This window comes from Prosthecobacter sp. (genome assembly GCF_044378005.1).
Lineage (GTDB): Bacteria > Verrucomicrobiota > Verrucomicrobiia > Verrucomicrobiales > Verrucomicrobiaceae > Prosthecobacter.
On the sequence record NZ_JBILYB010000017.1, the window covers coordinates 47,909 to 62,355 of the forward strand.

Consider the following 14,447-nt stretch of genomic DNA (forward strand, 5'->3'; position numbering starts at 1 on the left):
AAGCTTCAAGGTTCATCGGCGATAAGCTTCTTCGTCGCATCCATTGGCAGAATGATGAGACCTGCCAGAACGAAGGCACCGGCGAGCGTGAAGAAGACGAGCATTTTGCCATCACCGCCGCCGATTTTCATGAGCCAGGGCACGAGCAAGGCACCGGCACTGGCACCAAAGTTGCCCCACATGTTTCCCCAACCTCCGGCGGCTGCGGTGGCGCGTCCGCCGACATCGCCCATGAAGGACCACACAGCGGGATTGGCGAGGTCGGTGCAGAAAGAAACGACGGCGCAGCAGGCAACGAGCATCCAGGTGGATTCGACGAACGGGCAGCAGATGTAGGCCGCAGCGCAGACGAACATGGAGCTTGTCATGGGCAGCAAGCGGCCCGCACGCAGGCCAAAACGACGCGTGGCCCAGTCGCAGTAGTAACCACCGGCGATCTGGCCTGCCATGCCGAACGCGAGCACATAGGTGAGCATTTTGCCGCCTTCGATCTCGCCCACGCCGCGCTCTTTGACGAGGTAAGTCGGCAGCCAGGTCACCAGGAAGCCCCAGCCGATGTTTTGCAGCATTTGAGCGGCGGAGTTGCACCACAAGCTGGTGCTTTTGCTAAAGCTCCACAGCGCACACTTGAGTTCACGCGCACTCAGGGGCTTCTCGATCTCCGGCCTGCCGATGAGCGCCAGCTCCGCCGCATTCACCTGCGGATGCTCCTGTGGATTCGAGCGCACCGTTTTCCAAAACACCAGCGCGATGATGAGACCGACCGCACCATCAATCCATAACGAGGTGCGCCAGTTTCCCATCGTCACGATCATCCAGATCGTCAAAAACGGTGCCAGCGTGCCGCCGATGCGACCGCCCAAAGCGACCATGCCGCTGGCACGCGCACGACCAGTGAGGGGAATCCATTTGCGGACCAAGGCTATCGACGTGGGATACGCACCCGACTCGGCAATGCCACACAACAGTCGTGCGATGAGCAGTCCGGCAAAGCCCGTCATGAAACCCGTGAGCATGGTGCAAAGCGACCACAGCACGATGTAGAGCGTCAGCATGGGCCGTGCGCCGAAACGATCGCTCGCCCAGCCGGCAGGCACTTGAAACAAAGCGTAGGTGAAGAAGAACGCGCTGAGGATGCGACCGATCTGCTCCTGCGACAGGGCGAGATCCTTGTTGAACGACATCGACTTCACGATCTCGCCCATGCAGATACGGTCGAGATACAGGATGAACGCCATCAGCATCGTGACGCCGATGATGCGATGGCGGATGGTCGTGGGTGTGTTGGGATGAGTCATGAATGGTGCGAGTGTATTAAATCAAACCCACTTCTCAAACCACGCCCAAGCGTCCGCCTGGCGTTCAGCGTTGAATTGGTGTGGTGCGTCTTCGATGATGCTCTTGAAGTGCTCAGGCACTCCGGCTTTAGCGTAGCACTGGGCGAGTTTCTCGTGCGCGGCGTGGACTCCTGCGAGTTCGAAGAGGCGGTCTTGTGAGCCGTTGATGACCATGAGCGGCTTGGGCATCGCGAGGGAGGCGATGTCGGGATGATCCATGTGGTGATAGATGCCGGGGATGATCTTGGTGAAGCCGATGCCGCGGATGTGAGCCTCGAGCTGATTGGGAAATGAGCACATCCAACTGCTCACGACGGCCACCTTGATGCGATCGTCCAGCGCGGCGAGATAGGAGCTGCGCAGGCCGCCGACACTTTGGCCGACACATGCGATGCGGTTCGGGTCCACCTCGGGCCGGGTGACGAGGTAGTCGACGGTGCGGATGTCGTCCCACGCGATGATTCCCGTCCAACTCACTCCGGCGCAATACAAGGTCTTCGCCATGATTTCCTCATCGCGATTGCAGCGGTTGTGATAGGCCTTCACCTGCTCATCGCTGAGCGTGAGCGAGCGAGCTTTCCACTCGGGTGGATCATCGTCGAGCACCACGCGGCGCTCGCCCCAGTAAAACATGTCGATGGCGATGACCACGTAACCGCGCCGAACCAACTCGATGCCGTAGGCTTTGCCGCCGTAGCCGACCTCGCGCATGTTTCTGAGCGTCGGGTGAATCGCATCACTCGTTTCGACCTCGCGCTCGCGGCCCCACATGTAGTAGCCGCCGTGGGAATGCAGCGCGACGACGGCGGGCGCGGGGAGCGTGGCGTTCTTTGGAATCAACACGGTCGCCGGCACGCGAAACACTGGGGTGGTGTTGAAGCGCACTTCCTCGCGGATGTAGTCGCCGCAGTCCTTTCGGGAGAAGACTTCCGCATTCGGATCGCACTTCGCGGGCGCGTATTGCAGCAGTTCCAACATCTTCGCGCGACCTTTGGCCTTCCATGCCGCGAGGTCTTGGTGATCGCGGTGCAGAAACGACAACGGAAGATCCGGCCCGCCCTTGAGATTCTGGATTACCGCGCTCAAGGAGCCAAACTCCGGTCCGTTTCTCCCCGAAAGCGAGATGCTGTTATTCGTCGCGGCTTTTGGATCGGCGGCGAGCGCACCTGTGCTCGCAGCGGAGGCGGCAGCGGAGGCGGCAGCGGAGGCGATGAATTGGCGGCGAGTGTTCATAAATGGCGCGATTTCTACTTCTTGATCATGTCCGCAAACGCTTCAGGTTGCAGGCCCATGCCGCGTTTGATGACTTCGGGGTTCGTGGCGAAGACATCCTGGAAGTCGAAGGGGCTGGCGATCGAGTCGATGGGGAACTTCGCGACCTTGGCGGGATCGAGTTTCTGGATCGCGGGGAACTGCGGATCGGCGATGATCGAACCCGTGGGGCGGACGCGCCGGTCGTAGTCCGCCAGACTCATGCGAGTATGGCCGAGGTTTTTGCCGCCTTCGGAAAAGTTGAGCACCCAGAAGAGCTGGCGTTCATCGTCGGATGCACGGAGGAAGTAGCAGTTGTTGCGGTCCTCGATGCCGTCCTGGGCACCATACTGCTGCAGAGGCACTTTGACCTTGGTGGGGATGCTGTCGGAGAAAATATTGTTCCTTACCGTGGCCTTGGTGGCGAGTTTGGTGGCCTGGATGAGGTTGCCGACAAAGACATTGTTTTCGAGGATGAAACCAGGACAGCTCGTGACTTCCAAGCCATCGAATCCACGGGCGATGACGCAGTTTGAAATGCGGAGATTCCCGCTGTTCCACGCACAGACAAAGCCCGGCGCGTAACCCTTGCCGTATCCATCCCAAAGGCAGCGGCGGATGCTGACATCGGTGCTGTGGCTGACATTGATCACGCGCGACCCGCTGTTGCCGCCGCCTTGCAGGCCGATCTGCCGGAAGTAAATGCCGTCCAGCTCGATGTTCGTTTTGCCATTGATGACCCAGGCGGCATCCATGCGTCTTTCGTTGCCATCAAAGATGACTTTTTCTCCCGGCATGGACTTGAAGCGGATCGGCAACCCCTTGTCGCCGGAGACGCGCACGCGCACTTTTTCCAAATAGGTGCCGCCGGCGATCAAGACCGTATCTCCGGCGCGGATGCGAGAGGCCGCGTGGCCGACGCTGCGCCACGCCCGGCCGCGCTCCAGGCCGGAGTTCGCGTCATCGCCATCGGTCGCCACGTAGTAGGTGTTCGCGGCGGGTTGCTCGCGCTCGGTGGTGAAGGAGATCGCACCGTATTGCGGATCGATGACCTCGGGCTTGCCTTTGCCATCAAACGGATTCGCCGCGGAGAGGGCGACGATGCGGAAGTGGTAGGTCTTGCCCGGCTGCAATCCCGTGAGGCTGAAGCTCCGGTGATTGTCGGTGGTGACTCCAACGTGGAACTTCACGCGATTCGCGCACTCCGGCGTGTCGCCCCAGGCCACTTCGCAGGCGGCGCCGTGGGTGACGTGCCATTCGATGTTCGCCGTCGTCGTGCCCACCGAGTGCAGCACCGGCGCGGTCATCTCCAGCGTGTTCGACATGCGGTCCTGATGAAACCCGATGCTCTGACCGAGTGCGCCGAGGCCCATGAAGGGTGCGGGGTTTGTCAAAGTGGCCGTGCCGTCCTGGATCGCGAAAAGCGGTGCGGCGACGTGCGAGTAAGTGTCCTGCGTCTGCTGGACCTGGGCCAGGGTCCCCACGGCGTCCGCGATTTTCCAGGCACGCGTTGCGTCGGCGTAGCTGTGGTAGTCGCTGTATCGGATCGCGCGATCGAGTGGCGTGCCACCGCGAATTTCGACCGCGGGCGCGGTTCGGTTGTCATATAGATTGCTGCTGAGGTGCGCTTGCTGGCATTCGTCGAGACGGAGTGCCGCCCCGGCAAACCCGGTGAACTCGCAGTGAGTGACCTTCAAGGCTGCGACCTTGCTGGCAGACAGGCTGGTGTCTTTGCCCGTGAATCGGCAGTTGTGAAAGCGCACGCCCTCACTCGCGCTGGCGGTCACGGCTCCTGAAAAGTGCAGCCGCTCAAACTCGACGCCCGCGCTGTTTTCAATTTGGAGGTCATCGGTGATGACGATCTTGCCCGTTCCCCGCCCCCGCCATGCCACCGGCGCAGCGCCCGCCTTTCCCGCGCGGATCGTCACCCGCCCGTCATAGACACCCGACTCAAAATACACCGTATCACCGGGACGCACATTCTGCGCTGCGCGGGCCAGCGTTCTCCAGGCTCCCGTCATCGACAGGCCATCCGCCGTGTCATCGCCCGTCGGCTTCACGAAAAACACATTGGCTTGGTAGGGAAACGGTCCGCGATCCTTTCCATCCGGTGCCGAGTTGCGCATCGTGGAGGTCGATTGCAGCCGAAAATCGAAGTTCAGCGGGTCCGCAAACTCCTGCTCGAGATTCAGTCGCTCGGTTTTGAGGTGGATGTTGTCTTTGGTGATCTTTTCGTCAGGCACATAGATGTTCTGGCTGCCGAGGATGGAGTTCGAGACATTGAGCACCGGAAAGTATCCGAGACCCACCGAGTTCTTCGTTGCGCAAGTCTCTGCCCGGCCTGATTTGATGCCGACATCCGGCCCTTCATTGCCCCAGCCCAGGCAGTGATCGAGCAAACCATGCTCAGCCGTGAGCCCGTAGATCCGCACGCCCACGCCGATGGACCGATAGCCCACGCAGTTTCGCGCCACATCATTTTTGCTCGCATAGAGCAGCACACCCGCGCACTCGGAGCTGTTGTGCGGCGAGCTGTTCCCATAGCCCGTGCATCCCTCGACCAGATTGCCCCCTTCGCCCTCGCTGGCGATGCAGATGCCGCCGCCATTCAGGAAAGCCGTGCAGTCGCGGATGATGCAGTCGCGGGCACCGAGGAAAATGATGCCCCAAGTGCCAAACAAGGTCCGCGAGTCGGCCATCCCGCTGCTCTCGCACCCGCGCCCGGCGATGCCATCCAGCACCACGCGCACCGGCTTCTCCAATTCCAGACCGTGACGACCCCGCACCGGCACGCTGTAACGATGCTGCTCTGCGGAGCGCAAGTCCGTGCTGGAAACATAGAGCCGCCCCGCTGCCGCATCATAAAAGTAGCTGCCCGGCTGAAACTCCACCTCGGCCAAAGTCGCGCACTCCCCAAGCCGCGACCAGGTATCGACCTCATACACCGCCTGCACCGAAACCTTGAAATCCGCTGCGAAAGTCTGGCGCGTTCCAGGCACAGGCTTGAACACCGGCGCATCCACATCCCCGCGCAGCAACACCGTGCCCCGCATCTCGGCGCGAATGACCGTCTCCTTTTCCGCACTGCCGAGCCCCTTCCTCGCGACCGCCTCCGCATACTCGCCGCGCCCGATGGAGAGCGTGTCTCCCGGCTGCAAAGCATCCACGCCCTTCTGAATCGTGAGGAACGCCGCCGCGCGGCTCGTGCCCGCATTCGAGTCGAGGCCTTGTTTGTTCACGAAGAACTCCGTGGCGTGCAGCGTGGTGGAAAGGAGGAGCAGTGCGGTGATGCGGGCTGGTGTGTGCTTCATGCGTTCAAACGTGATTGATGATTTTAGTGCAACTCAGCGATAGCCAGATTGATCACACCCATGTGGTAGCGCTGATGCTGGGTGATGCGGTCAGCGTAATAGGCGACGATGATTCGTCCGCCGGGCAGTTCGATGGCATCGGGATAACCGCAGTCGCTCTTTTCGAGCGGCACCAACTGCTGTGGTTTTCCCCATGTGCGTCCTCCGTCCGAGGTGGTGCGTGCCTCGATGCCATAGCTGCCTTGCGCGCGATTGCCATAGGATAGCAGCACGCGGCCATCGCTGAGCTTGAGCAGATGCGCGGAAGACACGGGCTTGATGTCCAGCGTGGTGACGTGATGCCACGTGAGCGCGTCGTCATCGGAGGCGAAGAGGTCGAGATCGAGCAGGCCAAAGCGTCGGCTCGCGGCCAGCCATTTGCCGCCGCCGAGGTGCAGGATGGCAGACTCGCAGTGCTTGTCTTTGACGATGGGCGCTATGACTGGCCAGGTCTTGCCGCCATCCTTGCTGCGCGCGGCGTAGATGTTCCCGGCTCCTTTGCCGAAGGCGTAGGTGCTGGCCACGAGATCACCATTGGCCGCCTGGGTGATGTCGCCAAACGGCACCTGCCACGACAGGCCTTCGTCCTTTGGCAACACGGGCCCGCCCTGTTCCCACGTCCTGCCGCCATCACGCGAAATACAGACAACCGTCTGAATGGTGCGGCTCTCGGCATTGCGCTGCGGCGCGACTTTGTCCCAGCCATTGCAGAGCACCACGAGGTCGCCGTTGGCATTCAATCCCGCCGCGTGATTCATACGATTCGTCTGCGGCTCATGCTGGGTGATGGTGCTGAGCTTCTTCCAAGACAGGCCATCCGCACTGCCCCAGCAATCCACATCGCCCTCGGTGCGACCGTGGTTGGGTTGATTGAAAACGATGGCGACGAGCGTGCCGTCCGCAAGCTTCACGAGGTTCGGCCACGCGCAGACGTTGTCGATGGCGATGAGCCGACGCGGGATGTCTGCCGCGAGTGATTGTGCGGATGCTGCGGAGAAAGGCAGGAGCGCTGTGGCGCAGAGGAGCAGCGAGATGAGCTTCATGCGGGCGGTTTTCATTTCTTCAATTGAAGCGACTGAAGGCCTTGTTCGGCAGATTTGCGGGAGCGGTCGTCGCTGAGCCATTCGAGGGCGTGGGTGAGGTCGGACTCGGCTTGCTTGGCGTTCTTGGTGATGAGGTGGGCGCGGCCTCTCAGAAGGTAGCCGTCGCCGCGCTTCCAGAAGGGCCACTTGGCGATGTCTTCGTTGGCAAACTGCGTGACGACTTGCGGTGCCTTGGCTTGCGCGAGGAGGATTTGCATCTGCGTGGTCTTTTGCACTGCGGGAATCGGGATGCGGGCGGCGAGGGCATCGGCTTGGGCGAAGTCTTTGAGCGCGGCGGCGGCGGCGGCGGCTTGTTCGAGGGCGGCGGACTTTTGGATGTCGGTGAGCTTGCCTTCGCCCAGGGCGAGATAGACAGGGAGCGACTCGGCGGGTTGGCGGAGTTTCGCGGCTTCGCGCAGCGCGATGACGAAATCGGTGACGGTCGGATCGGCATCGAACTGATGCGAACGGCCATCGTAGAAATGCGCGAACTTCATCGTCTCGTGGAAGGTAGCGGTGCCGGTGGGTGCGAGGGCGCTGACTTCGGTGCCGCCTTCGCGGATGCGCTGGCGGCAGAGGTTGATGTGCCAGGGCAGGCTCTGCGTGGGCTTGCGGCCGATGACCTGATGCAGCGGATCGTTTTCATCCTGCGTGACGGGGATGCGGATCTCGACGGTCCAATGGTCATCGGCGATGTGCGTGGCGACTTCTGCTTTCGCATCCCAGCCGAACCACTGGCCTCTCGGCGCGCCGCGATCGAGATCGACGACGGCACCGGAAGGACTAATTGCGATGGAGTAGTAGGAGTGCGTTTCGGTGGCGATTTCGATCTCCACGGCATCGCCATACCACAGCGCTTGATCGCCGTTCTTCGTCGCGGCGATGTTCGGCTTTTCGCCGGGGTGTTCATCGCAGCGGATGGCAAAGCAGACGCTGTTGCCCTGCCATCCGGCTTTGTAGCTGGTGCCGAAGATGGGCTGGCGACCGGTCTGCAATTCGCGGAACTTGCCCGTGGCGGCAGTGGGGCACTTTTGCCAATACGCGTCGTCGAGCTTGCCATCGATGACGATGCCCGTCGCATCGCCGACGAGTCGCACGGTGGGCACAGGGCCGCGCTTTTGACCGAGCTGGACGGACTTCATGCGGATGCCTTTGAGGAAGTCGTCGATGAGCGCGATGCGTTTGCCATGGACGCTCGCGGCATCGGCTTTGGCCTTCGCTTTCTCGAAAAGTGCGAGCGCGGTGTCGGCCTTTGTTTTGTCTTCATCCATCGCGGCCCAATTCGCTTCGCAGTAGGTGAAAAAGGCGAGCATCTCCTGCTCGGCGGGGCCGTAAAAGAGGTGGCAATACTCGCGGAACATCGCATCGACATCCGCGTCCTTGCCGCCCCAATACATGCGGGCGGTGAAATAGACGAGGAAGTGATTGAAGCCGATGCCGACCTTGTCGAAATCGTTGCGCACGGTGAGCCAGATGTCCTCGCCCTGCGACATGCCCTTGGTGGCGTTTACGGTGTTGCCAATCGGGTGCGGCGCAAAGGCTGGCAGATACCAACCGCGATCCGTGAAGGGATAGTTCTCGAAGTTGAGGATGGGATTATCGGTCTTCTGCACCCACGCGGCGCGCAGGGCCTCGGGAGCGGCCTCGCCTTCCGTTTTCGCACTGCCTTTGTTCATTGGCCTGCGGCCGCCGACGATGCACACGACCACATTCGGCTCGAGTTTTCCGATCTTCAGCGGCGGCAAGGTATAGACGCCATACGCGCAGTTGAGCACCTTCGCTTGCGGGTGTGTCTTCGCGATTTCCTTCGCCACGCGATTCACAAAATCCCACACGTAATCCGAGAGCAGCCCGCGCTCATTACGCTCGGGCGAGTCCTTGCCTTTGCATTTCTCGCACTGGCAGATCGAAGTGTAGCCATCGGGCGGCATGATGGAGACACTTTCGAACTTATAGGTATCGAGCTGCGCCCGCGCCCAGCGCACGGTCTCGCGAAAGAGTTCCTCATTGGAGTAGCAAAGCTGATTCTTGCTAGAGCCGGGCGTGTAGTGGCGCTTGCCGCCATAAAGCGCGAACCACTCCGGATGCGCGGCGAAGGTCGCATCGTTGCCCGTCATGTTCGCCATGCCGTGAGCGATTTGCAGCTTGTCGTCATTGCGCGTGCCGAGGCGCATCGCCCACTTCGACGTCTCGGGTCCGGCGGTGCTGAAGCGGAAATTGAACTGCCGCAGCGCGAAGTCCGGACGCACGGTTTCATCGAGCTTCGGCAACGCGATTGTCTTCATCGAAGGCATCACCTCGCCCAGTTCGCCGGGCAGATACCACCGCACTCCGAGCTTGTGCAAAAAGCCGCACACTGCATTGAAGCTCCCACGTTCATCGAGCCCCCAGACATTGAGCGTTTCATTCTTCGCCGTGACCGCACCATCCGGCCTCCCGACATCGCCCGGCAGCCTGAGCCGGTTCTTATACAAGCCCGTATTCGGCATCCCCCACGACGAGACCGTCAGTTTCTCCCACTCCGCCTGCGCACGTTTGATGTCTCCATTGCCCTGCGCAAATGGAGCAGTGGGCGTGAAGTCGCTGTCATCGCCGATGAGCACCATCCAATCCGCACCCGTCGCGATGCGATACGCGCCATGCTGAAGACCCTCGGCTTTGATCGGCGACTTCGCACTGGCCCCGACGAAGATCTTCACTGCTTTGCCAGTCGGCTGCGTCACGATGGGCAACCGTGCGCCGCTGATCTTCACGATCTGATCCTGCAACTCCTGCGCTGCGAGTCGCGTGGAGCGCTGCGGCTTATCGCTGATGATGATCTCAGCGCGCGGCTGGCCGTCTTCGATGAGGAAGGCGTCGGCAGCGTGGAGCGTGGCGAGTGGAGACAGCAGCAGGGCGGTGAGGAGTGTGAGCGTGTGTTTCATGAGTGTCCCAGATGAATACACCTGCAGCCCCCGCCTTTGCGCGAGCTTCTGCCGACTATTTACGTAATAGCGTTTACGCGCAGGCTAAAGCTGGATGGCACGCAACGGTGTCAGCAGCAGGGCGGTGAGGAGTGTGTGTTTCATGGAATTAAGTGCGTCAGAGCAAGTTTGCGCATTACTTCAAGCCGCGCACCGGACGCATCGGTGGCAGCGCGATCATCTTCATTTCATCGGCCGCCTCGCGCGCCCGCAGCACGATCTCGGTGCTGCGGAAACAATCATCCGCCGTGATGCGCGGCACCGCGCCGCCGCGCAGGAACTTCACGAACTCGACAAACAAGTTCTCCGTCTCGCCAAAGGGAATGCGCTCCGTCTTGTCGCCCGTGATGAGCGAGATCGTCTCGTCGCCTTCATTCACCTCGACGACGCCTTTCGTGCCGGCCACACGCAACCGGTCATCGCTATGAGTCGCCGCTTTCGCAGGCCGCAGATAGTCGATGCGCGCCGTGACCGACGCGCCATTCGACAACTCCCCGAGCACCGAGGCATGACATTCCGTCTCGCCCATCTCGGGCCGTCCGATTTTGCCATGAATCGCCGCGAGGTGATTGAAATCGAGCCCCGTGACCCAGCGGATCGTGTCCAGCGAATGAATGCCGATGTAGGGAATCGTGCCTCCAAGCCGCGCCCTGCTTCCGAACCACTCCGCCCGCTCGCCCCACTTGTAAGACTTCTGCGTCGTCACCTGACACACCTCGCCGATGTCCCCGCGCTGGATGATCTCGCGCACCCGCGCATTTTTCGGCTGATGCCGCAGCTCCAGCAACATCGTGAGCTGCGACTTCGACTTCGCGAACGCCGCCCGCAGCCTCTCCAGATCCGCCAGCGTCGTCACCAGCGGCTTCTCCGAAACGATATGCACCCCGCGCTCCATCAGCGCCAGCAACGGTTCGACGCGCCCGCCGCTCTCCCCCGCCACGCAACACACATCCATCATCGTATGCTCCACAAGATGCCGCCACTGCTCATAAGTCTGCGCTTTCGCCAGCAACGCGTCCTTCTTCACCAGCGAAGCCATCAACGCCGCATCCTCCTCCGCCACCGCCACGATTTCGAGATCGCCCAGCAACTTAGCCCCCGCCAGCACCGTGCCGACATGTCCCTTGAGTCCGATAAATGCGAGTTTCATGCGTGCGCAGGTGGATCTTGAATCAGGGATTCACGCTTCTACGGCTTGGTTGGTTTGGCAGCATCCAGCCGCGCCTTCTCCTCCGCCTCGCGTTTGATCACGTCCTTCGGATGCTTGGAAAAGGACTCGAAGACATCACCGACGACGCGGTCTGCCAGCGCCCCGAGTTGTTTCAGGATGATCGGTTCGGCCTCTGGCGGCAGCACGGATCGATTCGGCTCATAGCCGCCGACCTTGTGCGCATCGGCGGTGGCGATGTAGCCGATGTTGCCGTTCGAGTAGCCGACGATGATCGGCGTCGCACGATCTGCGATGGCCTTCTCCAGCTTGAAGCCGTATTCGACCATCGGCTCGCCGGGCATGGTGAGAAAAAGGAACGGCCCGACCTTCATCGCCATCAGCTCCGAGGGCACGGGGCCTTCCTTGCCCGGTAAGTCGATCACCTCACTCGCCACACGGATCTGGTAGAACGACTCGCGCTTCTTCAACTGCTCGCGCGTGACGCTGAATGCCGCCGCACGCGTCACCGCTCCACCGAGATCGCGCCCCGCCCATTGGATGTCCGCCTCGTCCGCACAGCGATACGGATAGCCCGGCAAGTTCGGGCGAATGTCGCCCGCGCAGCCTTGCATGAACATCACGCTCGTCTTCTGCGCATAGACACTCTCGACAAACGTCTGCGCCTCGCCAGGAAAGTCCGCCGTCATCTTCGGGTAGCCTTTCGGATAAGGCTGCGATCCTTTGTCGCCCCAGGTGAAGAAGCACGGATGACACACCGCATGCATGATGACCGCCACCGGTGTGAGTGACTTGCCGTCATCGAACGCAGCACCTTCACGCGCTTATCATTTGGGCCCTCGGGATTCAAACTCACCACCGCACGGCCATCATAGGTCTTCCGTCGATTGATGCCAAAGCTGATGGCGTCCTCGCCATATCCGATGCTCACCGTGCGCATGTTTCCCGCCGCCTCCTTCGCTGCCGCCGTGAGCTTCTTGATCAACTCTGATGCCCAACGCAAGTTCTCCACATAACCCGGCCCTGAGTGATTGTGCGACGCGGTCACCATGATGTTCGCCGCCGGCACGCCCGTCTCCTTTTCAATGCCCGCTCGTGCCAGCTCCACCATGTCCTCCCACGCCCCGATGGTATCCATCGTCACGATCGCCGCTTTCGTCTCCCCATCGTCGAGAATGAGCAAGCCTGCTCGCAAAGGATCACGCACGCCAGTCACCTCCCGCCGATGTCCGACGACCGTGATGCCCGCAACATCCGTCGGTGTGATGTCCACCTTCGCCACGCCGACCTTGAGATTCGACGTGACGGGAAACTGTCCGTCGATGATTTGGGAATAAGCTGACGCCAGAGCGAGCCATCCCGTGGCAACGATGATGAGATGAGTTTTCATGCCTGAGCAATACACCCGCCTCCCACCGCATTTCACATCTTTACTGACAACAGTAAGGAAAAGCCGTTTACGCTGCGGCTAAAACCGTTGCTGGTCTGCCTTGCAGGGCGGCGGGCGCACGAGGTCTTGCCGGCGGACAACTGGATGTCATTCGTGCGCGTGGTGTTTGCCGACCGCCATCGCACCACACCGCGCACACTCACCGTCGTCGCACCCGCGCCCATGCTTTCCGGTGCGTTGCGCAAGCCGATCATCCAGTATCGCAAAGCACATCCTACCGTGAATCTCACGCTGATCGACCGCCCCTCGCACGCATCCCGGACGGTCATCGAAAACGACGAAGCTGACATCGCCGTCATTGGCATCGCCAAAGGCGACGACCCGCTGCCCCAGTTCCAAGCCCGGCCTTCCGCGAGCTATCCCTTCCACCTCATCTGCCAGAAGACACATCCGCTCGCCACCGCCCGCCGCATCACTTTGGCCGACCTCGTCAAACAACCGCTCGTGCTCAGCGCTGAAGACTCCAGTTCGCATCGGCAAATCCGCCACATCTTTGAGCAAGCCAATCTCGCCGAGCGCATGAACGTCACCATGACCGCCACTAATCGGGCCTGCTGCTCAGCTACGTCGCCATCGGCTTCGGCATAGCCATCGGCACCAGCGCTCAAGCCGCCAAGCTCCCCAAACCAGCCGCTGGCGAAGCCGAACTGACCATGCACGACATCACGAACCTCTTCGGCCACGAAGAAATCGCACTCCTCCAACGCAAAGGCCGCCACGAACTCCCGCATGTGAAAGCCTTCCGGAAAATGGTGCTGAAAGCCATGAGTGAAATGTAGCTCCACAAGTTCAGCCAAGCGCCACGGCCTTCATTCGCGGATCGGTTATGCTTAACTCATCAAGCACTCGCGTGTTGGCCTCGTGGTCCGGTAGCTCACGCATGATCAGGCAGATGAAGCCGCCTATGATCCTGCCGATGGATTTCCGGCTGATGCCACGCTCACGAGGATGGAGAAGCTCAGGGCGCATTTTTTGCGAAGGGCGGGGCTCATGCTTTCGTTGCCCCCTGCGGATGGCACTGGAGCCAGCGGCGTTAACAGGGAGGTGATGATGCATTATTCATGCGTTTGCTAGAAATTGCTTTGGCAGGCTGCCACGTGCCGATGCGAGTCTGGGGACTCTCTTTCCGTGCGCGTCTGTGACCCTGGGTTCGCACACCACCACGCAAATTCCATGAGAACGCAATTTTTTCGTTTCCCACTTTTTTGTTCCGAGACTGTGTTGAGTGTGGCTCGTTTTTGTGTCGCAATCCATTGATTATCAGCATTTATCAAACAGGCTCAGAGAGCTTAGCCCGAGCTCATAGACGTGGAAATGATGGGAAAACACGACTGGGCTGTGCGAACCGGAGATACATGTTCCCGCCAGACCATGCGGCTCCTCAGCGGCCAATGTGAACTCCAAGCCCAGCAATGAACACCGATGCTATCAATCGGTGATCGCCGAGTTCGCAGCATTTCAGCTTTTGCTGAATAGAGCTCTCGAAGTGTTTCAGTTGACGCCCCCGCCTTCGCATCTGCCTCATGTCGCTCCGATCCACACTCCGTCCCGTTGGCCTCCTGGCTCACCCCACACGCTGGAGGATCATCGCGCTCATCGTCGAACGGCCTCTGTGCGTGAGTGACCTTTCAGCAATCCTTGAACTGCGGTTGCCGAACCTTTCGAATCACCTGAAGCTTCTGCATGAAGCCGGCGTGGTCGAAGTCGAGCGGCGCAAGGCGCTCTGCTTCTACCGGGTGCCTGGCAGGCTCCAAGGATTGATATCTTCGATACGCATTGGCCTCGGCCTCTCCACGGCCTGCGATTCGGTGCTGGGGGCTGATGCCTGGAACGCGCAGCGGACATT

Annotated in this window: 12 protein-coding genes; 3 read left to right on the top strand and 9 right to left on the bottom strand. The window is 60.8% G+C overall.

Annotation, left to right across the window (positions count from 1 at the left end; all coding sequences use genetic code 11):
- Positions 1–5: 5 nt before the first annotated feature.
- The 8 genes from AC6FTP_RS05830 to AC6FTP_RS05865 form a co-directional block, all read right to left on the bottom strand.
- Positions 6–1,298 (bottom strand): MFS transporter, encoded by a 1,293-nt coding sequence (locus AC6FTP_RS05830; protein ID WP_497205963.1) that lies wholly within the window; start codon positions 1,296–1,298, stop codon positions 6–8.
- Positions 1,299–1,319: 21 nt separating this feature from the next.
- Positions 1,320–2,570 carry a dienelactone hydrolase family protein gene (locus AC6FTP_RS05835; protein ID WP_497205964.1) on the bottom strand — a complete coding sequence of 417 codons (1,251 nt, stop codon included), beginning with the start codon at positions 2,568–2,570 and terminating at the stop codon, positions 1,320–1,322.
- A 14-nt stretch (positions 2,571–2,584) separates the two neighbouring features.
- A complete protein-coding gene (locus tag AC6FTP_RS05840; RefSeq protein ID WP_497205965.1) occupies positions 2,585–5,899 on the bottom strand; it encodes a right-handed parallel beta-helix repeat-containing protein in 3,315 nt (1,104 codons plus the stop codon).
- 23 nt (positions 5,900–5,922) lie between these two features.
- Positions 5,923–6,996 carry a sialidase family protein gene (locus AC6FTP_RS05845; RefSeq protein WP_497205966.1) on the bottom strand — a complete coding sequence of 358 codons (1,074 nt, stop codon included), beginning with the start codon at positions 6,994–6,996 and terminating at the stop codon, positions 5,923–5,925.
- Positions 6,993–9,944 (bottom strand): DUF4838 domain-containing protein, encoded by a 2,952-nt coding sequence (locus AC6FTP_RS05850; RefSeq protein WP_497205967.1) that lies wholly within the window; start codon positions 9,942–9,944, stop codon positions 6,993–6,995. The genes AC6FTP_RS05845 and AC6FTP_RS05850 overlap by 4 nt, the downstream gene beginning before the upstream one ends.
- Before the next feature lie 175 nt (positions 9,945–10,119).
- Entirely contained in the window at positions 10,120–11,133 is a 1,014-nt protein-coding gene (locus tag AC6FTP_RS05855; RefSeq protein ID WP_497205968.1) for a Gfo/Idh/MocA family protein, read from the bottom strand.
- Between the two features lie 38 nt (positions 11,134–11,171).
- Positions 11,172–11,930: a hypothetical protein gene (locus tag AC6FTP_RS05860; protein WP_497205969.1), complete on the bottom strand. Its 759-nt coding sequence runs from the start codon at positions 11,928–11,930 to the stop codon at positions 11,172–11,174.
- Positions 11,837–12,541 carry a hypothetical protein gene (locus AC6FTP_RS05865; RefSeq protein ID WP_497205970.1) on the bottom strand — a complete coding sequence of 235 codons (705 nt, stop codon included), beginning with the start codon at positions 12,539–12,541 and terminating at the stop codon, positions 11,837–11,839. The genes AC6FTP_RS05860 and AC6FTP_RS05865 overlap by 94 nt, the downstream gene beginning before the upstream one ends.
- A gap of 144 nt (positions 12,542–12,685) precedes the next feature.
- Here AC6FTP_RS05865 and AC6FTP_RS05870 point away from each other — a divergent pair, with 144 nt between their 5' ends.
- Positions 12,686–13,189, top strand: a complete 504-nt coding sequence (locus tag AC6FTP_RS05870; protein WP_497205971.1) for a LysR family transcriptional regulator substrate-binding protein — start codon at positions 12,686–12,688, stop codon at positions 13,187–13,189.
- A 65-nt stretch (positions 13,190–13,254) separates the two neighbouring features.
- On the top strand, positions 13,255–13,380 hold the full coding sequence (locus AC6FTP_RS05875; protein ID WP_497205972.1) for a hypothetical protein: 126 nt from the start codon (positions 13,255–13,257) through the stop codon (positions 13,378–13,380).
- A 10-nt stretch (positions 13,381–13,390) separates the two neighbouring features.
- On the opposite strand, the gene AC6FTP_RS05880 is transcribed toward AC6FTP_RS05875, so the two are convergent.
- The gene (locus AC6FTP_RS05880) at positions 13,391–13,570 is read right to left on the bottom strand and encodes a hypothetical protein (RefSeq protein ID WP_497205973.1); all 180 of its coding nucleotides are present in this window, start codon (positions 13,568–13,570) and stop codon (positions 13,391–13,393) included.
- Between the two features lie 554 nt (positions 13,571–14,124).
- Here AC6FTP_RS05880 and AC6FTP_RS05885 point away from each other — a divergent pair.
- Positions 14,125–14,447: ArsR/SmtB family transcription factor (locus tag AC6FTP_RS05885; RefSeq protein ID WP_497205974.1), on the top strand; the 323-nt coding region annotated here is incomplete at its 3' end.